The organism is Paraglaciecola hydrolytica (assembly GCF_001565895.1).
In the GTDB taxonomy this organism is placed as follows: domain Bacteria; phylum Pseudomonadota; class Gammaproteobacteria; order Enterobacterales; family Alteromonadaceae; genus Paraglaciecola; species Paraglaciecola hydrolytica.
On the sequence record NZ_LSNE01000005.1, the window covers coordinates 70,320 to 93,524 of the forward strand.

Genomic DNA, 23,205 nt, shown 5'->3' on the forward strand with positions numbered 1-23,205 from the left:
TTTAGCTAGGCTCTAAGTGAATTTGCAGTTTTTAAGGTGAAACTTTATTCATTAAAATGTGCCTTTATCCACTCAATCTGTGGATAACTCTGTTGAATACTCGTTATATGTTCACTAAAAAGCTGATATATATAGGAAAAATGCCATTGGTTGTTAATTGCTCGCTAAAAAACGCATTTAACTAAAAACATCAAAAGTAAATAGATAAGGATAAAAAAATGGAAAAAAATGAGGTAGGAAATATAGCCTGGTTTGATCTAACCGTCGCGGATGCAGATAGTGTAAAAGAGTTTTATAAGTCGGTAATTGGCTGGCAAGAAAACCCCATTGATATGGGAGGCTATAACGATTATTCCATGCAGACGCCAGATTCATTAACTGATGTTGCAGGCATTTGTCATGCACGTGGTCCAAACAAGGATCTGCCTGCGCAGTGGTTACTGTATTTTAAAGTAGCCGATCTAAAAGCATCTATTCATGCTGTTACACAAGCGGGTGGGGAAGTGCTGATGCCAGTTAAAAATCTCAGCAGTAGCAGTCATTATACTGTGATTAAAGATCCTGCCGGTGCTGTTTGCGCCATTTATGCTGATATTTAACCTTTAAATAGCGGCTGATTACAGAGCTTTAATCAGTGACAGGTCTTGTTTGTGCACAAAATTGGCAAATGCTTCGGCGAGACGGTCTGTTTCGGCTAATACGGTTTTCCAATACTTAATTCGCTCTGGAGCTGCCATAGCGGTAAAGTCTTCTCGGTCGGGGATTTTAGCGTAGGGCAGGCTACTGATAAATGCCGCAGAAGGTACTAACATCACGGTATTGCTGTAGTTGTGTGGATTAACTGGGCGTTTGAGGTTTTTATCAAACCAACCGGCCTTAGGGTTAGCGTTAAAATGGGGGTATAAAATCAGACCACTGGGGCTCTCGATTTTTATATCAAAATGATAATCAATGATGCCACCATCCCGATACATGCCTTTGGGCGAACCCGCGATATTTTTGATTCCCTGCATGACCAGCGGAATTGAGCCAGAAGCCAGTAAAGCATCTGAAATATTCTGAGATGTTAAGTCAATGTGGTGGGTGGCAAAGCGACTTTCATCTTGCAGTTTAAATTGGCTGTAAGGACTTTGGTAAATAACCCTTTCATATTGGCTGCGCAACAAAGAACGGTTCATTCGGTTCATGGTGTAACTTTTTAATAAACCAGTCAGTTGTAAGGCTTTATTTTCAAATGACACTAATCCCTTGGTTCTGGCAACGATAAAATGCGCCTGAAAAATGGGGTTTTGGATAACGTGCGCTGCCCCATCAGGCCCAAATACCTCAGCCAGTAATATGCGGGCTTTGCTGCTGATTTCTGCAGGAGTAACTTTATCGGAATAAACGGTTTCTGAGTAAGATTTGGCCAAGCGGGAAATGGCGGCTACGGGGTCTTTTTGGGCAAAACAAGCTGCTCTAAAGGCACCTGCAGATGAGCCAATTAAGGCCAGAGGTTGGGTTCGATGTTTAAAAAACTCACCAAAAAGATATTTATCTAAACCAAACAAGCTAAACCACTTTGGTCCACCACTGGCACCTAAAAACGAGCTAAAAACATCACTGTTCAAGCCGTCTTGTTCAAGGGTTTTTATGGCATTTTCGCCAGCATATATTTCTAACATCACTATCTTATTTGGAAAGTTTTATGGTGTATCGACACAAATTTGATTTCTGCCCGCGGCCTTGGCTTGATATAAAGCAGCATCTGCTGCGGCGATCAGTTCACTGAGTTTGTCGTAGTTTTCAGAACTGGCGAGTCCGACGCTAAAAGTACAGTTAAATTGTTTATCGTTTACGTTGAAATCGATATGTCTAAATGCAGTTAAAATACTTTGCATTTTGTGTTCAATTACCTCGCAATCGGCATCACTAAATACCACCATAAACTCCTCTCCGCCATAACGGCCAACAAAGTCGGTCTCACGTACCGATTGCAATAATAATTGGCCAAGGGATACCAGTACTTTATCACCACCCATGTGGCCATAACTGTCATTTACTTGTTTGAAATAATCGAGATCTATCATTACCAAAACCACAGGTTTGATATGTCGGGTTGCCAGTCGTAAAGCATGCGCCGCGGCGTCCATGATTTGGCCGTGGTTGAGCACCCCCGTTAAACTGTCTCTCGAAGCAAGGTATCTGACTTGTTGACTACGTTGAATACGGCTGTCTATTTGCTGCAGGATCAAATCAGGTGGTGTTTGTTTGGGAATAACATCGTCAGCACCACATTCTAAGGCGAGTAACTTGGTATTGATGTCATTATCATCGGTTAAAAATACGATGGGCACATAGTCGTATTTAGATTGTTGCCGAATGAGCTTAGCCACTTCTAAGCCATTAACGTCAGGCATGTGCATATCAAGTAAAAATATGTCAGGTGGAAATGATTCTAAAGCCGCCATAATTTGGTCGGCAGAGGTTAAAGCCACCACCTCTATACCTTGAGTTTCAAGCAAGGTTTTATAAAACCTACCCACCACCAATTGATCATCCAACAATAAAATACGGTAAGGTCGAACCAAATCAATTTTGAAGTTTTTACGAATTTTAGTTACTAGATTAGTAACATTCACAGGCTTTAGCAGGTAGTCGCTAACGTTAGCCCTAATGGCTAATAAACGTGCATCAAAGGTATCAAGGGATGAAATAATAAAAACATCGATGGCTTGTTGTTGCAGTGTTTTGGCAAAACTAAATAATTCCGTTGATGCATCTTCGCAGGCAGGTAAATCGAGTATCGCAATACTAAAACTTTGTTTTTCAAGGACATCCGTTAACTGATTGAGTGAGCAAAAGTGGCTGCACTCAAAACCAAATGTTGTTAACAGTCTACTTAGCAATGTACCTGCGCCCTCATCGCTATCGACGATGGCAATAGAAATATCTCGATGGGATTTTAAACTAATGTCATTGGCCGAAGGTTTAAGTTTTTGTACTGAAACTTGACTACTTTGCTTCGCAAAATTGATTATTTCCAGTAAAGGACAGGGACTAAGCTGGGCACCACGGCTTAACTCCGCCATCAAACTATCAATGTGGCTATTGATGCTGTTGAGCGCTGCTAAATTTGCCTCATTATCCACAAGATGTTGTTCAATTTTTTCTAGCAATGCACTTAACTTTAAAAAATTTAAGGTGCTACTTGAACCCTTTAAACTATGGATTTCAAAACGAAATGTTTTTAAGTGGACTAAATCACCTGAGCTTTTAAGGTTTTCCCAAAGCTCATTTAGATCGGCTAATGTAGAGTCAAACTCTCGACTGAACACATCGCGAAATTCGTTTAACTTTTGTTCTAATGTTGATGACACTCTTTTACCTCTCGGTATTCCACTGACTTATTGTTATTCGTTTTATTGTCAGCATACAAATAGTGGTTCAGATTTTGGTCTCAAACCGCTGCTTCTATCCTGAAGGCACTGCTTTTGTGTGGAATCGCTATAAGGTACAAGAATGCACGGAATAGTGAAACTTGAAAATGGTTAAAACTGATTTTGCAGGAACTTAAATTAATGATTACGCTGAAATTTGTGACTGAATTAACCTTAGAGTTGTTAATGTTTACGAGAAACTAGATTAAACATGTTGTTTTGAAGGGCATGAATGCAATGTACATTATTAAGTTGTTTGATCGTTTTATGGTATTCACATTAAAAAAGAGTTGCCGAACAGGCGGTACATGGCAAGATTTTTGGGATTTTAAGATTTTTAGCAGAGTATTAAGGCTTTGTTTAATCATACGTTTTGGTACAACCGAGTGGACTCGAACCACCGACCCCTACCATGTCAAGGTGGTATCGTCAGTGTATTATATAGTCTGATAAATCCTCCTAGTTTGCTCAAAAGCCTTATTTTAAAAGGCTTTCGCTATTGTTTTTCTATTACAGTTTTAATGAATAGAACTATATCCAATATTATTTACCCTTTATTTGGTCACAAAAGTGGCACAAGTAAAATGTTTCCAAAATGACCACTATTTTTTATCACGTAACGTATATTGCGAGGTATTCATTACATGATCTGTTTTTGTAAACAATATTTTTAATTGTTAACAATATGCAATTGGCATATATTAGCTGCTTATCTTTAGTGTATTGAGCATTGTGTTAAAAAGTGAATATTGGATCACAGCCCAATGTTACTCATCTTTAACAAAAAGCAAGGTAGAGAAAGGCATAGAAATAAATGATGAAAGAACAAATTACCCGTCGTGATGCTCTTAAAATTGCAGCAGCAGGTTTGGCTGCCAGCACCCTAGGTTGTGCGTCTGTAGCTACACCACAAAAAAATGTTGGTGTTTTAAAGCAAAAGATTGTGGATAGCTGGAGCAATACTCACGATCGCGTATGGATCGGTGGCGAATACTGGGCTAATCCCATGGAGGATTGGCATATTGTGGATGGTGGCGCCGAATGCTTGAGTACAGGTGGGCGGCGCAGTATTCATTCGTTAACGCATCAGCTCACCCAAGCTAAAAATTTTAGTATTGCTGTCGGAATAAAAAGGTTAAACCTTGGTGCTAGTGATGGTGGTGCTGGCCTGCAATTAGGTTTGCGTAGTGATATTAACGAATATCGTAGTAACTGTTTTGAGCAAAAGGGCTATGCGGCCGGCATTATAAAAAACCAGTTAATACTTGGCACGCAAAATACCGACTTGTCGCAAATGCTGGGTTTAGATGAAGTTGAATTAAGTTTGCAGGGCGAACCCAGATTAGGCGTGATGCAATTAGTACTGCAAGCGAAACTTATCAGTACTGGGCAGATATTGGCTCAACTTGAAGATCTCGTTGCCTTCACTAAGTTAGAAGGTAACGTAAGTGTGATCAGCAATTTCACTGACTCATCTGAGTCACAAGCCCTCGAAAATGGCACCCGTTACCGCTTTTCCCTGTGGGCGCTAAGTGGCGAAGCCTTTAATGCTAAACCAGAACAAAAGTTTGGCCCCATTTTATGGACCATGTACACCCTTAACGACACCCTGTCAGAGGAAGGTTTTGTTTTAAAACTCAGTGCCTTAACTGGTCCCTTGGGCGTTAATGACAACCACGAGCTAGAGTTGCAAGTTCAAGACGCAGGCATATGGCAAACATTGGCTACTGCTACATTAGATAGGGATGCTTGGGTGGCAACCTTTCGTATTACTAACTGGGATGAGAAAAAAGCCAAGTCTTATCGAGTGGTTTATGCTGAAAAGCGCCGTGATGGCAGTGTGCTTACTGATGTATATAGTGGCCTTATTAAAGCTAATCCGGTAGGTAAAAAATTACGCATGGCGGCCTTAACCTGTCAAAATGACTATGCCTTTCCTTATGCGCCCGTCGCTGACAATGTGGTGAAATTAGATCCTGATTTAATTTTATTTTCAGGGGATCAAATTTACGAAAACCACGGTGGTTTTGGTTATATTCGTGCTCCAGTAGCGCCAGCTATTCTTAACTATTTACGTAAATATTATCAATTTGGTTGGGCCTTTCGTGAATCAATGCGTAACTCGCCTACTGTGTGTTTGCCCGATGATCATGACGTGATGCAAGGCAATCTGTGGGGCGAGGCGGGTGAGCCTATGGCCGTCGATCCTGTTAATCCTGATCGTAGTGACGCAGCGGGGGGCTATATTCAACCCATTCGTATGTTAAATACTGTGCATCTAACTCACACTGCTCATTTACCTGAACCTTTTGATCCCATGCCAACCTCAACCGGTCTGAGTTCGTATTACACTACCTTGCTTTATGGCAATGTGGGTTTTGCTATTTTGGCTGATCGCCAATGGAAAAGCGGGCCCCAGCAACTCAATATAAAAGTGGGTGAAACCGGTCAGGGCGAAGATCCACACATTATTAATCCAGCTTATGATCGCGAGGATTTGCAGTTATTGGGCAAACGCCAAGAGGCCTTTTTACAAACATGGGGACAGGATTGGCGTGGCCATGAGTTAAAAGCCGTATTGAGTCAAACCGTGTTTGCGGGCATTTCTACCCACCAACCCTTACCAGACAGATATTTGAAATACGACTTTGACAGCAGTGGTTGGCCTGCAACAGCAAGAAACCGTGCCATTGATATCATGCGAGCATCAAAAGCCCTGCATATTTGCGGAGATACCCATTTAGGCACACTGTCACAATATGGGGTACATACTCAGCGCGACAGCAATTGGGCCTTTTGCACCCCAGCTATTGCTGCAGGTTGGCCACGGTGGTGGCGACCTGATGATCTGAATCTGGCAATGAAGAATCGTCCATCACATGGTTTGTCACAAACGGGTGAATATCTGGATAGTTTTGGCAACAAAATCTACGTCTATGCGGTGGCTAATCCTGAGGTAGGTAAGTCAGATAATCGTTACATCATGGCCCACGAAAAAGGCAGTGGTTTTGGTTTTATCACATTTGATAGCGCAGCGCTGACTTACAATATGCAAGCATTTCGATTTTTGGTGGATGTCACGGAAAATGGGGCAAGCAATCAATTCCCCGGCTGGCCTGTAGTGATCCATAAAGACGAAAATGCTGGGGCTAATATCTTGGGTTAAGGTGTGAAACCTCATCGAATCTTACCATAGTTACTATTTCTGTTGCACAAATTCCGCTTTGTGCAACAGCTTTACTAGCTAGTGATTAATAAGTGGAAAATCTTTACAGGAGTAGTATTTTGCGTGTTTTTAAATTTTTAGGCTTAATGCTTTTTACGGCCATCTATTCTTGTGTTGCTGTTGCCCAAACTAATGGGCCAACTAACGCTCAAACCAGCAATCGTGAGCAGGATTTCAATTTTGATTGGAAATTCACTTTATTAAGTGACACAACGTTGCCAAGTCAATTACCACTTGTAGACACGAAGTGGCGAGATGTGCGTTTACCCCATGACTGGAGTGTCGAAGCCTCATTTGACGAGGCACTGGAAGGCGCGACGGGATATTTGCCAGGTGGCGTAGGGGTCTATCAAAAACATTTTAAAACGCCTGCCAATCCAATAGAAAAATCGGTTTTTGTTTTATTTGATGGCGTGTATAACAATGCCACGTTTTGGTTAAATGGCCAGCAATTAGGCATTAATCCTTATGGCTATTCCCCCGTTTATTTTGAGCTAACAGACAAACTCAAAACGGATGGCACTGATAACGTTTTGACCGTACATGTTGACCATTCACGTTATGTTGATAGTCGTTGGTATACGGGCAGTGGAATATACCGCAATGTTAAATTAATTATGGTTGATAAGTTACACATACCAATTTGGGGGACCTTTGTTACCACACCTGAAATATCAAAAAATGAAGCAACAGTTAATATCGCAGTAAAGGTTATCAACGACAGCACCGAAGCGAGTGATTTTCAGTTGAGTACCGTTATTGTTGATAACGAAGGAAAAAAGGTCGCACAAAGCTCACAAGCACTTTCTATAAATTCATCTAACGAACTCACATTCACCCAAACGTTGGCGGTCGCCAATCCAAAACTTTGGGATACCCATACCCCAAATTTGTATAAAGCTCTAACCACAATTGCGCGCAGCAATAAAATTATCGATACCTACGAAAGTCCTTTTGGTATACGCCACATTGAATTTATAAATAATCAGGGCTTTTTCTTAAATGGCAAAGCCACCCAGATGCAAGGCGTAAGTTTGCATCACGATGGTGGTCTGGTGGGGGCGGCTGTGCCCAAAGGAGTTTGGAAACGTAGACTGCAAAAGCTTAAAGACGCCGGGGTAAATGCAATACGTACTGCTCATAATCCGTTTTCTGCAGAGTTTTTAACCTTGTGTGACGAAATGGGTTTTTTGGTGCAAAACGAGTTTTTTGATGAGTTTGATTATCCAAAAGATAAACGTTTGAATAAACACGAACGCCACAATGATTATATTAGTCGTGGCTACACTGAACATTTTCAGCAGTGGGCAAAAAGTGATTTAACTCGCACCATGCTGCGCGACCGCAATCACCCCAGTGTTGTGCAGTGGAGTTTAGGTAATGAAATAGAATGGACTTATTTAAATTACCGCGAAGTTACGGGCTTTTGGGATACAACTAACGACGATATTTCTGACAATTTTTGGGGCGGTGCACCTAAATTTACGGTTGAAGAGCTAAGGCAGCGATATAACGACACACCCAAAAAAGAGTTTGTTTTGGCCCAAACTGCAAAAAAATTGAGTAACTGGACGCGGGAACTTGATCCAACTAGGCCAATTACCACCAACATGATTATTCCTCAGGTTAGTTTAGTCAGCGGATATGCTGATGCTGTGGACATAGCAGGATTTAGTTACCGTAACGTTTCCTTAACCTGGGCATTGCAAAACTTTCCTGATAAGCATATTACGATCAACGAAAACCCAGGTACGTGGGATGACTTATTGTATGTATATCAATACCCAGAAATATTCAGCCAGTTTATGTGGACGGGAATAGATTATATGGGAGAGATGCATAAAAAGTGGCCACACAAAAGTGGTTGGGGCGATATTCTTGATTTAGCTGGCTTTCCTATGCAGGGGCATAATTACTACAAAAGCGTGTGGGTGAATGAGCCACACCTTTCCTTAGGTACGCTTCCTTTAAGTGAATCTGGCTTTGCACTGGATGTAAAAACGGGCTTAGCGGTTTCTGACAGTGCTAGGGCGTATTGGTGGAGAGACTCAAATAGGCACTGGAATTACCAACAAGGCGACTTGGTATTAGTTGAAGTCGCTAGTAATCATGCCATGGTTGAGTTGATGTTAAACGGGCGCTCATTGGGTTTTAGAAGTATGTCTGAAAGCCCTGATCGTTTACTTCGTTGGGTAGTGCCTTATGAAGAAGGTGAGTTACTCGCTCGTGCTGGTTTTAAAAATCAAGAACAAACTACAAGCCTAAGCACTGCGGGTAAGGCCGTGTCCCTGCACGTTAGCACCGACAACATCGACCTGCTTGCTGATGGTTATGATGTGGCACACATCGTTGTGCAACTTCAAGACTCGCAAGGAACGCCAGTGATGACCGAAAATGTAAAGCTAAGCTTTGAGGTACAAGGTGCAGCACGTTTACTCGGCGTTGATAACGGTGCCAGCGATAATATTCAAGATTTTCAATCAAATAGCTTAGTCAGTGCTAAAGGGCGGGCGTTGGCAATAATACAAAGCGAGTTACATGGTTCCGGCCTTGTCAAAGTAATTGTTAGCGCCGATGGATTTGCAGAGCAGGTTCTAACATTCACACTTAATAGAACTTAAGTCGTTTGAATTTAATAGGCGTTTAGCATAATGACAGCGAATCAAAAAACACGCATCTTCCTCATAATATTAGTAGGCATTGCAGGTTTAACGTCCTGCTCAGAAAGATCTAGCCAAGTAGCAAGTCAAACTAGCGTGGCGCCCGAGCGCTACAAAACTGGAGCGCAGCGGAATGAAAAGCTGCAACAAATTGTCCAAGTTGCTAATTCAGGGCCGTTCACACCCACTTGGGAGTCGTTTACCGCATACCAAATTCCCGCTTGGTATCAAGATGCAAAATTTGGGATTTTTATTCATTGGGGCGTGTATTCCGTGCCCGCGCACAACGGTGAATGGTATCCACGTAACATGTATTTACCAAACTCTGAAGAGTTTACTTATCATAAGGAAAACTTTGGGGAGCAAGAGGCTTTTGGCTACAAAGATTTTGTCCCGCAGTTTAAGGCCGAAAAGTTTAACGCTGATGAATGGCTCAAAGTAGTTAAAAATTCAGGCGCAAAATACATTGTGCCTGTAGCTGAACACCATGACGGTTTTTCACTTTATGACAACTCTTACTCACGCTGGGACTCAGTAGAAATGGGTCCTAAACGGGATGTCATCGCTGAACTTAAAACCGCCGCAGAAAAAGCTGGGATCTACTTTGGTGTATCGAGTCATCGCGCTGAAAACTGGTGGTTTTTTGCTGGTGGGCGGGAGTTTCCATCCGACGTGCAAAATGAAGAATATCGCGATTTTTATGGACCAGCGGTAAATCGTGAAAGCTCAGAGTCGGGTCTTACGCCACCGAGTAAAGAATTCATGGATGATTGGTTGCTACGTACCGTGGAAATTGTTGATAAATACCAACCTGACCTTATTTGGTTTGATTGGTGGATGGCATCTGAAGCTTTTCATGAGCATGTTAGAACTTTCACCAGCTATTATTATAACAAGGGCCTTAACAAAGACCGGATGCCAGCCTTAAACTACAAAGACTTAGGCGACTTTCGTTCCTTTAAACCAGGCAGTGCGGTACTAGATATTGAACGCGGTCAAATGTCTGATACCTACGCGCATTTTTGGCAAACCGACACCTCAGTTTCGCTAACCTCTTGGGGTTATGTGACTAACCATACCTACCGAGACTCAAATTCCTTGATTGATGACTTAATAGACATTGTCAGTAAAAATGGCTCTATGTTACTGAATATAGGCCCAAAGTCTGACGGCACCATTCCTCAAGCTGAAATTGATTTGTTAACGGAAATAGGCGCTTGGTTGTCGTTAAACGGCGAGGCAATATATGATACAAGGCCCTGGATCACCTTTGGTGAGGGCTCCACTGAAGTCATAGACGGAACAAATTCAAACCATGGTGAAAAACACCGCAAAGACTTTAACAGCAGCGATATTCGATTTACCAAAAATGCTGAAATCCTTTACGCTATTTTGATGGCGTGGCCAGAAAATACCAACACGCTGACTATTAATAGTGTTAATAAAGTGAATCATCCAGAAAAAATCACAAAGGTAACTCTGTTAGGTTCCAGTGAAGATATTGCCTTTACTCAAGGCGAGAATGGATTAAACATACTTTTGCCATTAGTTTCACCGTCTAACTATGCTCAAGTCATTAAAATTGAATAGTATAAACAAAGGCGTGACTATTAGCCTTTATGTGACGGGCAGAGGGACTGTTGTGGTAAGGGGAAGAGGTATGGTGCCACAAACTATTAGCTTAGATATAAACAAATGAAACCCTAAGTCACTGATTTGTATTCTTTAGCTTAAGAAGGTGCTGTTTATATCAATAGTCTTCTTTGCTACGTCTTGAATAAAACGAGCGTTAACCCCTCTTGGTCGATGAGTTAACGCTTATCAATAATAGATTAATAGACTGTTTTAATGACACTGAGTACATCATAACAGGCACCCATAGTGTGGTAATCGGTTTTGCCAATAGGGCTTTTGGTCTTTTCTATTTTTTGATTGTCCCGAGTTAAAATTCTAAACCAAGCACCGTATTGATGGTCAACCATATGTTGCCATGAATAAGCCCAAATTTTGTCATACCACTGCCAGTATTGCTCGTCACCCGTGGCCTCGGCTAATAAAGCCGCACAGGCAAAAGATTCAGCTTGTACCCAAAAATATTTGTCATCGTCACAGATACTGAAGTCTGGAGCAAAACCGTAGTTTAAGCCGCCATATTCTTTGTCCCATGCCACGTCGATGACATCATTAAATAGCGCTACAGCACGCTCAACTAACCAAGTTTCTGGTCTTAGGCGATTGAGTAATAACAGCAATTTTGACCACTCGGTATGATGTCCAGGCTGAAAACCCCAGGGTCTAAATAAGTTTTTAGGGTCATTTTTATTGTATTGCCAATCGATTTGCCAGTTTTCAGCATAGTGCTCCCAAATTAATCCATTGCTCAAGCTCGCTTGGCGATTCACTATATTGTTAGCCAGTAAAAATGCTCTGTTTAAATAGTGGGGCTCTTTAGTTGCTTGATATGCCGCTATTAAGGCTTCACAGCTATGCATGTTGGCATTTTGGCCACGGTAAGGACTAATATGACTAAAATCATGGTTGGCTTCATCTTTATACAAGCCTGCGGCAGGATCCCAAAAGTGGGTCTCCATTACTTTCCATGTTTCCTGCAAGTAGGCTTTGGCCTCAGCTAAACCAGCTCGATAAGCCCAGCTATAAGCCAACATGACAAAAGCCAAACCATAACAGTGATTGCTGTCATCTTTTACTTCTACTTTATTGCCATCTACGTCAAGTAACCAATAGTAGCCACCAGTTTGCTGATTAAGATGTTTCTCACGGATGAACTTTATACCTGACTTAACTCTGTCTAAGTCAATCTGCTGTTCAAATTGCAGGTAGGCTCGAGCATAGTTAAAGACAAATCGGGTCGAGCTCACTAAATGGCGTGTATTTTTATCGTAGATCTCACCGTTATCCAAAAAATTTTGATAAAAACCACCCTCAATATCATCGACCCTTGGCTCATAAAAATTGAGGGTATCTTGAATGTGATTCAATAAAAACTCACGGCTGCGAAACTTTGGTTTACTCACGGGCTCCCCCCTTAAAAAAATCTTGTAATGTGTCTTGGTTTGGTAATGAGGGAAAAGCCCCTCGATGAGCGGCGGCATAGGCGCCACATTGACTGGCAAAGTTGAGGGCTGATTCAAGTTTTAATGTGTTGCTTAACCATGTTGTAAAATCATTGCTAATGATGTTTTTTTGACTTAGTTGAAACAATACACCGCCCATAAAAGCATCACCTGCAGCTGTGGCATCACACATTACTATTGCGGGCGGAGTGATGGTTCCGGAGCTTGATGCGGTGTACCAACATAAAGGTTCGGCACCGTTAGTTAGCAGGACTAATTGACAGCCATTATTGAGTAATTGCTGAATAAATTGCTGTGGTTTAATGTCCTTAGCTAAAAACAACAATTCTTCAAGGGCAAATTTTACCACATCAGCATGGTGTATTAAGCCTAAAATCATATCCCGTGGAGATGCATCTGGCTGCCACAAGTTAGTTCTTAGGTTGACGTCAAAACTGATCAACCAGTCCTGTTTTTTAGCTAATTGAATGCCTTTTTCGGTGGCCTGATATATGCCTGTTTCGGTAAGGCTATTGGAACAAAAATGAAAGATACCCGGTTCATCAAACCACCTTATGTTGAAATGATCTACGGTAAAACACAGATCGGCGGCAGGTGGTCGGTAAAATTCGAAGGTACGTTCACCGTGTTGATCTAACGAAACAAACGCCAATGCGGTTTTAGCTTGCTTGGTAAATTGCACGTAGTCAGTTTTTACCCCTTGTTCAGCCAACTCTTTGCTTAAAAACTGGCCGAACATATCTTGACCTAACATACCGGCAAAATAGGCATTGCCACCTAATTTGGCTAAGGCAACACTGACATTAGCCGGTGCCCCCCCTGCAAATTTAGTGAATCGTTCGTGGCCTTGAGTATCACCAGCCGTTTTGTCAGATAACAAGTCAATGAGTGCCTCACCAAAACAAATTACTTTTTGCATATCATTGGGCTCCTAAGCTTGAAGAGTGTCTTATAACAACCAATACAGGGCGATAGCAGCTGTCCATGAAAAGTCACCACCACCACAGCCTTCACCAGTGTCTGCGTTGAAATATTCAAAGTAGCCAGACTTATTAATCAGCGCTAAGGATGAATTTTTGATTTTCTCCGATAGTTGAGGGTAGTTATAGGCCTCAAGTCCAAGGGCTATCATCCAGTTAATATGTAACCAAACTGGACCGCGCCAGTATCTTTGTGGCTCGTAGAGCTCACTATCTGGATGAGTCGAGGATACGGCATAAGCGGACGCGCTAAGCCAAGATGTGCTCAAGTCTTTTAACGCTATAGCTTGTTTTTGGTCGGCTAATTCAGCAAACAAGGTTAACAATGAGCCGTTAGTTTTTACTCGACACAGTTGCTTAGTAATTACATCACGGTTGTAAAAAAACTGGTCATTTTCACACCAAAGTTGGTTTATTGCTGATTCAGTTAATTTTACTTTTTGCTCAAGTATGTCAAGCGCGTCATCTTGCAGATTAACTGAAGCACATACACTCAGAAGGTCCTTGGTGGCTTTATGCAAAATGGAAATAATGCCAATATCGTTAACTTTATAGGGGCAATTAGCGTAAATTTTCTCACTATCAAACTGATTGTTTTTGAAAAATTCCACTAAATATAGATAGCGGTCATATTCTTTTTTCTTAGGCCTTTGTGATGAATCAATGTGATTAAGATCTCGGCGTTGATATTCCCAAGTTACAGCAGGGACCGCTGCCAATGCATCATCCCAAGCAGGGCTATTGTCCATACCTGATTCCCAAGGATGATAACTGACCACCAAACCGGTATTTTCAGGATCTCGCTCCCTATACCACCATAAATGATATTCAATTAACTTAGGTAAGAACTGGGCTAAATTTTGTTTGAGTAAATCTTTATCTTGGCATTGTTCAACCATAATTTTAATGGCACTTGCCAAAACAGGCGGTTGGGAGATAGAGGTACTTTTAAGTTTTAGATGAGAACCCCATACGTCTGGACCAGGAAAGTAGGTATCTGAATCTTTGTGGAAAAGTACATGAGGGATCATGCCGTTGTCCCACTGTCCAGAAAGCAACAACTCTATTTCTTTCCATGCCCGCGCTTCATCAAACATCATCCAACCTAATGCAGTAATAGCGGAATCCCAGTTCCATTGAAATGGGTATAAACCATGGGTGGGCACGGTGTAACCACCAAGATCATTTTTTTTCAAAATTAATTTTGCTTGCTCTATGTGAGCAGCAACACCTGATATCTGCTGTGCAATATTAGACATTGTTTTACCTTTTCAAATGATGCGTTTAAACCCATTATGAGTTTATATTAATCATTTAACAAGCATAAAGTTTAAATTTAAACCCAAAATGAGTTGAAAGATGTTATTTGCTGTGCTTTACTGTTTACAAATAAACAACAATACATTTATTTATTCACAATATTATTTGTATTGCGTAGGTACACATAACCGGAGAAACACTATGAAAATGCCCCCAATTGCATGCGCCGTTTCAATGCTTTTTGCCCTGCCGCTGTTTGCGCAAGAACAAAAACAAGCAACAGAAAAAGAACAGGATGTTGAACAGATTATTGTGACGGGATCCAGCGTTGCTCGTACTGAAGCAGGTACGCCGGCAAAAACCACCCTAATTAGCCAAGAAGAAATTGCGAAGTCTGGTTTTATGAGTCAAGCGGACATACTCATGAGCGTACCAGGTATTAAGGTAGAAGGTGGTGGAGGTGAAGTCGCAACCAATGCTTTTGTTAGAGGTTTGCCCTCTGGCGGTCAATTTCAGTTTACTCCGCTAAATTACGATGGCATGCCAGCTTTTCAATCTGGCATGACGTCATCGGCACAAGATATTTACTTCCGCCCGGATATCGGCATTGAAAGAGTTGAGTACGTCAGTGGCGGTGTATCTAATTTATTTGGCCCAGGTTCAGTGGCAGGTATCATTAACTATATTTCACGTAAAGGTGGAGATGATCCTGAAAGCACCATTCAAGTAGAAATTGCCGAAGATGGTCGTTTGAGAACTGACTTTTTTAACAGTGGTGCCTTGTCTACCACTGATGGCCTCTATTATGCGATTTCTGGATTCTATCGATATGACGAAGGTCCTTTAGATACGGGGTTGCCGACTAAAGGTTATCAACTCAGAGGGAATCTACGCAAAGAGTTTGACGATGGACAAATCACATTCCATGGTCAATTAATCAATGACAAAGTGCAGTTTTTCTTACCCTTACCTTTGGAGGGGGGCAGTCGTGATCGTTTAACAGGGAATGATGGTTCAACGGTTTATGTTGCCCAAACGGTAGCAGCTACTGAGTTGAGTTACCCCACAGCGAATGGCACTTATGAGTCGCCTATACGGGATGGTGTATCAGTTGAAGGTGGCTCTTTTGGCGTTGATTTTGAAAAAGAACTGTCAGATACCTGGCGGATTAACGCAAAAGCAAAAGCCGCTGACTATGCTCATCAGTTTAATCTCTTTTTAGATGGAGACGGTATTGCTAATACACCGGAAACCTTAAATGACTATGTGAGTAACTCAAATAGATTGGTTAACGGTGAATTATTATCTAGCTTGGGTACTGCAAATTATACATGGTCTGAAACCGGTAGTGCAGTGCCTGATGATTATTTGTTATTTGGCAATCGTTTATTAGACCGTCAACGTGATGGTGATTTTTTCAGTACCGAATTTAACTTAACCGGCGCAATAGATGGCGGAAATTTTGACCATACTATTAATATTGGCACCTTCTTCATTCATTCCCAACAAATGGATTTCAATATTATTTCCAGTTATCTAGCGGATTTTAGTAATGGTAAAAATGCGCGTTTAGTGGATTTATCTTTTACTGATACCGTTGGTAATGTGGTGCAATATTCACGTAATGGTGTGGTGGGACCGGGTATTAGCTACACCAACAATAAACTGACTAGTAACCGTATGGCTTTTTATATTACGGATCAATTTGAAAACGAACGCTGGACCTTTGACTTAGGTATGCGTATCGAGCGAGCTGAAGGTACCTCTAAATCAGAAGGTAGTGAAGTAGTAACTATTTCAGATGACCCTACTTTAGCAGCTAACTTACAAGTTAATACCACAGGTAGTGGTCGCTATACCTATGGTGAAGTCGCCACTACGGAATCGGCTTTCTCTGCTGCAGCATTATATAAAATGGATAATCAGGATTTAAACTTTTACGCCAACGCATCAAAAGGCTATTTCTTCCCACAGATCAGAAGTATTAGGTTTAACGCTAATGGTGAGCCGCAAAGTTATGAAGGCGAAGACATTACTCTAGGCGCTATTGGTTTAAAATACTTTCCTAGAGGAATCTACATAGATGCGTCGTTATTTATGGCCAACTTAGACAACAGGCGCACAGTGGATTTTGAAAATGATGGCTCAGGTGGTTTGATCGAGGTAGTGAAAGAACAATCTACTGAAACCGTTGGGGCAGAAGTAATTACCCGTTGGAATGTTTCTGATGAAGTTGTATTAGAAGGCAACGTTACCTATCAAGACGCTGAGTTCAGTGCGGGTAACAGCAAAGGCAATCAGCCTAGCAGACAACCTGAATTTACTGGAAACGTCGCACTTAGCTATGATAATGGCTTTGTTGACGCTCGCTTAGGTGTTAGCTACTTTGGTGATGCTTACGCCAATGATGCTAATACAGTTGAGTTAGATAGCCACAGTATCGCTACCTTAAGTGCAGGATATACATGGGAGCTCGCCAACAATCAAACCATCCGCGTAGGTTTAGGTGTTTGGAATGTGTTTAATAACGAAGGCATTACTGAAGGTTCTCCGCGTCAAGCAAATAGCCAAGTATCTGGTGCTGAGTATTTTGTTGGTCGTCCTGTATTACCTCGAAGAATAAGTCTTACAGCAAGATACGACTTCTAGAATGGCAATGCTGATTGACTGATTAAATATAAAAATATAAGGGTGGTTTCATTCTTGTATTTTTATATAGGACGTCGTGAGCAAGTATTCAATAATTAGGCGGTACCCATAATAGGTGGGTACATTTTAAAACAGACTGTTTAGCTACCATTGAGTGATCACACACTGATGAATATTTTTGATTACAGCATAGTTGTTATTTATTTGGTTTTGTTAGTCGCCATGGGATTTAGCTTTAGGCAGCAAACAACCAAAAATGATTATTTTCTTGGCGGCAGAAACTTAGGGTGGAAGGCTTTGACCTTGTCGGTTATGGCGACCCAACTTTCTGCTATTAGTTTTGTGTCAGCGCCTGCTTTTGTGGGCTTACGAGAAGGCGGTGGCTTACACTGGCTATCCTATGAATTGGGCGTGCCCTTGGCCATGTTGCTCATCTTGAGCACCATTTTGCCTGCCCTTTATCGCACCGGTTTTATCAGTATCTATGATTACCTAGAACAGCGTTTTGGTCGTTCTACGCGTATTTTAATTAGTTTTGTCTTTCAATTTAGCCGTGCCTTTGCAACGGGCATCATGATTTACGCTGTGTCCTTAATTTTACAGGGCACCATGGGCATTGAAGCGTGGCAGGCAATAGTGCTGACGGGCGTCATTACTGTTTTATATTCCTTACAAGGGGGTATGAAAGCAGTGGTTTACGGTGATGCCATTCAAATGATTATCATCGTACTCGGTACTGTCGCGTGTATTGGTTTTGGTTTGTATCATTTGGGTGGGGTTGATGCCTTTGTCAGTCAAGTTGATCCAAGCCGATTGCAAGCGATTAAGCCAGACTCTTTTGGTTTTGATGGTGAAGGTTTTGGTTTATTACCCATGATTTTTGGTGGTTTTGTTTTGTATGCCTCATATTATGGTTGTGATCAAACCCAAGCACAGCGCGCACTGGCAGCAAAAAATACGCGTGAACTTAAGTTTATGATGTTGGCCAATGCCACCATACGATTCCCAATCACTTTGTTGTATTGTTTTTCTGGATTAATCGTTGGTACGTTGGCAATGAGCGACTCAAGCTTTATGCAGCAGATCCCAACAGAAAATCCAGATTGGATGATGCCTATCTTTATTTTGAATTATTTACCTCATGGCATGATTGGTATTTTGGTGGTGGCAATTCTGGCCGCCGCCATGTCGTCCTTAAGTTCAGCGATCAACTCCCTGGCTGCCGTGAGTATTGAGGACTATTGCCGTTTAACCAATAAAACTTATGCACCACATGAGTACCTAAAAAAGGCTAAATATGTAGGCTTAACATGGGGGGTTATTACTCTGGTTTTATCGCTATATGCTGGCGATATTGCACCAACCGTGATTGAAGCCATTAATAAAGTAGGCTCGGTGTTTTATGGACCCATATTGGCGGTGTTTTTATTGGCGGTGATAGATAAAAAATTAGTCGCGCGTCACATCAACCTAGGTTTAATCATGGGAGTCGCCATTAATATATTTGTTTGGCTTGTTTTGGAAAATATATTTTGGTTTTGGTGGAATTTCATTGGCTTTGTTAGCGCAATATTTGTGGCCTACGTGATGAAATTGCTACTAGGTGGTGAGATTAAGAAGTCTGTAGCAGAACTAACCCTTGAAAAAGCCGATTCCATTTTAACTAAAACCGATGTTGTTATTTTGCTAGGTGCTTTTGTCACTATGATAGTGATTTGCCTACTTCTCCCCTCACTTTTTGTTTAGGAAATGTGCAGTCAAATGGAAAATGCTCAATCTTTTTTAATGTCATTATTTAATCGGGCTGTATTTACTTGTCTGCCTAGCGTTTGTCTGGGTATTCATCTAGACAACATTGATACCAGCAAAGGAGTTTGTGTTATCGGGGCCGGCAAAGCAGCGGCTGATATGGCTGCGGCGGTATATAAAAAATATGGTGATGCCTGTTTTGGTAAGGTTGTTACGCGTTATGGCTATGGTACCGATTTGCCCACGGGTAACATAGAAGTGCTTTATGCTGGACATCCAGTGCCCGATGACAATAGCTTAGCGGCGGGTCAAGCCTTATTGCAGCTGGCAGCTCAAAATCCCGCTGATATTCCCATCGTTTTTCTAATCTCTGGTGGGGGTTCAGCGCTGATGTCTTTACCCGTAGAAGGCGTTTCTTTTGCAGAAAAGTTAGCCTTGCACCGCTTTTTGTTAAGAAGTGGTGCCTCTATTGATGAAATGAATGTGGTACGTAAGCAGTTGTCACAAGTTAAAGGCGGCCGCTTAGCCCTTGCCGCAAAAAGTGAATTTTACACTTATGTTATTTCTGATGTAGTAGGTGATGATCCAAGCCTGATTGCTTCTGGTCCAACCGTAATTGATCACAGCACACCCGCCCAAGCGTTGGCTATTCTCAAAAAATACCATTGGCCAACAGTGCCTTCGATTGTCCAATATTTAAGCCGTAACATAGCTGAACAACACAAGAAAGAAGTTAAATGTCAGTACTCAGTAATTGCTAATGCTCACAGTGCCATTGATAGTGCAATTGAATTAGCCAAACAACAAGGCTGGCACACGCAAGTACTCAATTACGAACAGCAAGGCGAAGCCGCAGAGGTGGCAGCGCAACATGCGGTAATAGCTAAAAACTTACTATTAGAGGGTAAAAAAATATTGTTGTTTTCGGGGGGAGAATTAACGGTTTCGGTTAATGATGCCTGTGGGGAAGGTGGCCCTAATCAGGAATACCTGTTAGCCATGGCCATTGCCTTAAACGGTGTGAAAGGAATTAGTGTATTGTCATGTGATACTGATGGGGTAGACGGCAGTCAGGATGTTGCTGGTGCCTATATTGATCAATGGACCTTGGAAAAAGCCCAACATAAAGACATCAATCCAAGTACTTATTTAAGTCAACATGATAGTTACCACTTTTTTAAGTCTATCGATTCTTTGGTGGTAACCGGTCCTACCCAAACCAATATGAATGACTTTAGGGTGATCATGATTAACCCACCAGAGCAAGAAGCGGATTGATTTATCAGGAATTTTTCCTTAGCCTAGCCGTGATTAAAAAGGAAAATAAAACAGCATGCTTTCATCAAATAACAGTAATCATTTACGGGCTGGGTTCGAGTTAGGTAAAGGCAATAAATTATTTCAGGATATTGAACGTGAAATAATTAGAATGGTATTTTGGAATAAAGACATAACCCAAAGCCGTATTGTGGAGTTGACCCGTATTCCACAACAAACAGTTTCTCGTTTAGTCAACTCATTGATTGAAGGTGGTGTATTACAACAAGCGAATAAAGTACCCGTGGGCGCACGAGGTAAACCCGGTTTAGAGTTAGAGCCTAATCCTAATTTTGCTTACAGTTTTGGTATATCGATTTTATTAGATGCTATTGCTGTTACTTTAATGAATTTTAAGGGCGAGGTCATGTGTTCTCGTCTGCATGAAATGTCGGATATGAGTATTGAAAATGTGCTGCAGCACGGTGAAAGTCTGGTGGCCGAGATTATACAAAACTGTCATGTGTCTTCAGACAAAATCCTTGGTTTAGGCGTAGGTATTTCAGGTTTCTTTAGCTCTATGGATGGCAAGATGAATACTCACCATGCCTTAGAAGAATGGGCCGAGATCGACATCGCTAAAATAATGTCAAGCCGCTTTGATTTGCCCACTTGGGTTGTCAATGACGCAACAGCTGCCGCGGCTGGAGAAGGTATTGCCGGAGTGGGAAGAAACTATAAAAACTTTGTTTATTTGTTTATTTCATCGGCTTTTGGTGGTGGGTTGATCACCAATGGCGAGATGTTTCGCGGTACCTTTGGTAATGCGGGTGAGCTGGGTGACATGTTGCCACCTAAACAATATGTGCACCCCAACTTAGACTTGTTAAAACGCATACTGATAAAAAATAACGTCGAGGTTGGCTCTATTTATGACATGAGTAAAAACTTTGATATTAATTGGCCGGGTGTTGATGAATGGATTTATAAGGTACAAGATTCCTTGGATTTAGTGGCGACGTCTTGTTCCGCTTTACTTGATACCCAAGCAATCATTTTGGGCGGCCACATACCCAAAGCGCTTGCTGAAAAAGTGATCCCCAGAATTGATGTATACGCGCAATTTCGTCGAGGGGCTAAGCGACCCTTGCCTGAAATCATTGTGGCCGAAATAAACGACAGCCCAGTAGCGGTGGGAGCCGCCAGTTTACCCTTAAGGGAGTTGTGTCTTTAGATGAAAAAGCTTTTACAAGAGTGTATTTAAACACGTTATCATCAATCGACTTAGGTGTGGCACACATAAATGTGCCAGCACATTAGGCGTCAATAATCGTTGTTAGTGTTGTTTCATAACTGATTTTAGGTTTGTAAAAGTAGATCTGAATTATATTCTAACTAATTTCATCGGATAACTTTGTTTGGCATTCCATTGGCCAACATAAAGATTATCGTCGTTGTCGATACACAGGCCGTGACAATGATTAAACACATCCCAGGTGCTATGCATATCTTGTAATACGCCATCAATATATTCGGGTTGAGTGCCGCCCAAGTTGGCTACCACTTGGTTGTTAGCATCAAAGATGCTGATAAAACCCGAGTCATGCTGATTTTTGCCATCTATGTGCGACCAGCAAACTGGCGCATAAAAATGCTCGCCTTTAAATATTGGGCCACCAATATAAGCGCCTGCAGCTGAGATAGTACCGAGATAGTCACCACTGAGCGAAAACTGCTTAAGACAGCGTTCTCCCCTTGAGCTCACAATAAGTTTAGGCTCCTTGTCCAAGCGCAAATCAATACCAATGCCGTGGGTGTTAACTAAATTAAGGCTAGTATCTTGATTGTCATGCCCACCCCAATGACGAATAAAGCGCCCCTGACTATCATATTGCAGCAAATAATCTGAGCCATAACCGTCGGTGACATACAAGTCACCATTGGGGGCAATGGCGATGTCAGTGGGTCTGAAGGGCTGGTCAGGACGATAAACGCCTATGGTTTGTGGGTGACCGATAGTAAAAATCAAACGACCATTCATGCTTAACTTGGCAATAAATCCGGCTTGCGCGACTACGCGATTAAAAGGGGAGTCCCACTGATCAGTAGAATGGCCATCCCAGTGGCGATTAAGTACCCAACCGCTGTCCACCACATATAAAAAGTCTTCGCCGTTTTCATGTACCACTTTAAGGGCATGGCCACCAGGAAACTCACTGCCAAAGGCTTCCAGTAGTTTGCCATCTTGGTTATAGATAATGATGTTGTTTCTGGTATTGTCGGTGACCATGATAATGCGACCTTGCGAGTCCATATCGAGTCCATGGCAGTTTTCAACAGGCACTTTAGTGGGATCTAATTGGCCCCAGTGCGCATCTACCCGATAACAAAAATCGCCATCGCCGACAATCATGCCGTGAGGATCAATATTAGATTTGGGTAAGACCAAGGACGGTTTTTCAAGGTGGAATAATTCGGTTTGGCGAGTCATGTTTTTTACCTTTATAAATAAAAAAGGGGTAAAACCTGCGTTTTACCCCTTTAATTTGAATTGCTATTAAGCGACTTGAGTTTTGAAGTCAGGTGTCCAATTAAGAATCGCGTCATCCTCAACTCGGTTAAGAGGAAAATATTTAGCTTCGTTTTCTCTAAAAGACTGATTACTAATAGCGTTATAGGCGCAAATCATTGACCAACGTGGTTCGGCGGAACGATTTTGATTAGACTTGTGAAGCAAATTGCAATGGAAGAATAAGACGTCCCCTGGCTCTAACTCTACGTTTATTAAGGCGTGATATTTCATTGCTTCTTCCACAAACTCCAAGGCAGCACCTTTTTGGTCGCCGGTTTTATTGTGATCTAAACGGCCAAGGTGATGTGAACCTTTAAGTACCTGTAAACAACCGTTTT

At 41.8% G+C, this 23,205-nt stretch carries 15 protein-coding genes; 8 read left to right on the forward strand and 7 right to left on the reverse strand.

Annotation, left to right across the window (positions count from 1 at the left end):
- Positions 1–218: 218 nt before the first annotated feature.
- The gene (locus tag AX660_RS08370; protein ID WP_068375529.1) at positions 219–599 is read left to right on the forward strand and encodes a VOC family protein; all 381 of its coding nucleotides are present in this window, start codon (positions 219–221) and stop codon (positions 597–599) included.
- A gap of 18 nt (positions 600–617) precedes the next feature.
- Here the strand turns inward: AX660_RS08370 and AX660_RS08375 are convergent, their stop codons facing one another.
- Positions 618–1,664 (reverse strand): patatin-like phospholipase family protein, encoded by a 1,047-nt coding sequence (locus AX660_RS08375; RefSeq protein ID WP_068375532.1) that lies wholly within the window; start codon positions 1,662–1,664, stop codon positions 618–620.
- 21 nt (positions 1,665–1,685) lie between these two features.
- The gene (locus AX660_RS08380) at positions 1,686–3,359 is read right to left on the reverse strand and encodes a diguanylate cyclase (protein WP_068375535.1); all 1,674 of its coding nucleotides are present in this window, start codon (positions 3,357–3,359) and stop codon (positions 1,686–1,688) included.
- An 877-nt stretch (positions 3,360–4,236) separates the two neighbouring features.
- On the opposite strand from AX660_RS08380, the gene AX660_RS08385 reads away from it, so the two are divergent.
- From AX660_RS08385 to AX660_RS08395, 3 genes are all read left to right on the forward strand, one after another.
- Positions 4,237–6,585 (forward strand): alkaline phosphatase D family protein, encoded by a 2,349-nt coding sequence (locus AX660_RS08385; RefSeq protein ID WP_068376949.1) that lies wholly within the window; start codon positions 4,237–4,239, stop codon positions 6,583–6,585.
- Positions 6,586–6,704: 119 nt separating this feature from the next.
- Positions 6,705–9,266: a glycoside hydrolase family 2 TIM barrel-domain containing protein gene (locus AX660_RS08390; RefSeq protein WP_235594693.1), complete on the forward strand. Its 2,562-nt coding sequence runs from the start codon at positions 6,705–6,707 to the stop codon at positions 9,264–9,266.
- Between the two features lie 30 nt (positions 9,267–9,296).
- Positions 9,297–10,895 (forward strand): alpha-L-fucosidase, encoded by a 1,599-nt coding sequence (locus AX660_RS08395; protein ID WP_068375537.1) that lies wholly within the window; start codon positions 9,297–9,299, stop codon positions 10,893–10,895.
- 242 nt (positions 10,896–11,137) lie between these two features.
- On the opposite strand, the gene AX660_RS08400 is transcribed toward AX660_RS08395, so the two are convergent.
- The 3 genes from AX660_RS08400 to AX660_RS08410 are packed head-to-tail and all read right to left on the reverse strand — an operon-like array spanning position 11,138 to position 14,639.
- Entirely contained in the window at positions 11,138–12,340 is a 1,203-nt protein-coding gene (locus AX660_RS08400) for an AGE family epimerase/isomerase (RefSeq protein WP_068375539.1), read from the reverse strand.
- Positions 12,333–13,319 carry a carbohydrate kinase family protein gene (locus tag AX660_RS08405; RefSeq protein ID WP_068375542.1) on the reverse strand — a complete coding sequence of 329 codons (987 nt, stop codon included), beginning with the start codon at positions 13,317–13,319 and terminating at the stop codon, positions 12,333–12,335. Before AX660_RS08405 ends, AX660_RS08400 begins: the two co-directional genes overlap by 8 nt.
- Before the next feature lie 30 nt (positions 13,320–13,349).
- Positions 13,350–14,639, reverse strand: coding sequence for an MGH1-like glycoside hydrolase domain-containing protein (locus AX660_RS08410; protein ID WP_068375545.1), 1,290 nt, complete (start codon positions 14,637–14,639; stop codon positions 13,350–13,352).
- A 202-nt stretch (positions 14,640–14,841) separates the two neighbouring features.
- Between AX660_RS08410 and AX660_RS08415 the strand changes: the two genes are divergently transcribed.
- From AX660_RS08415 to AX660_RS08430, 4 genes are all read left to right on the forward strand, one after another.
- A complete protein-coding gene (locus AX660_RS08415; protein WP_068375547.1) occupies positions 14,842–17,289 on the forward strand; it encodes a TonB-dependent receptor plug domain-containing protein in 2,448 nt (815 codons plus the stop codon).
- A gap of 168 nt (positions 17,290–17,457) precedes the next feature.
- Positions 17,458–19,035, forward strand: coding sequence for a sodium:solute symporter (locus AX660_RS08420; RefSeq protein WP_068375550.1), 1,578 nt, complete (start codon positions 17,458–17,460; stop codon positions 19,033–19,035).
- Positions 19,036–19,050: 15 nt separating this feature from the next.
- Positions 19,051–20,316, forward strand: coding sequence for a glycerate kinase type-2 family protein (locus tag AX660_RS08425; RefSeq protein ID WP_068375554.1), 1,266 nt, complete (start codon positions 19,051–19,053; stop codon positions 20,314–20,316).
- 55 nt (positions 20,317–20,371) lie between these two features.
- A complete protein-coding gene (locus AX660_RS08430; protein ID WP_068375556.1) occupies positions 20,372–21,529 on the forward strand; it encodes an ROK family transcriptional regulator in 1,158 nt (385 codons plus the stop codon).
- A 150-nt stretch (positions 21,530–21,679) separates the two neighbouring features.
- On the opposite strand, the gene AX660_RS08435 is transcribed toward AX660_RS08430, so the two are convergent.
- Positions 21,680–22,786 (reverse strand): NHL repeat-containing protein, encoded by a 1,107-nt coding sequence (locus AX660_RS08435; RefSeq protein WP_068375558.1) that lies wholly within the window; start codon positions 22,784–22,786, stop codon positions 21,680–21,682.
- A gap of 66 nt (positions 22,787–22,852) precedes the next feature.
- Positions 22,853–23,205 (reverse strand): phytanoyl-CoA dioxygenase family protein (locus tag AX660_RS08440; protein WP_162266408.1); only part of this gene is annotated, 353 nt, incomplete at its 5' end.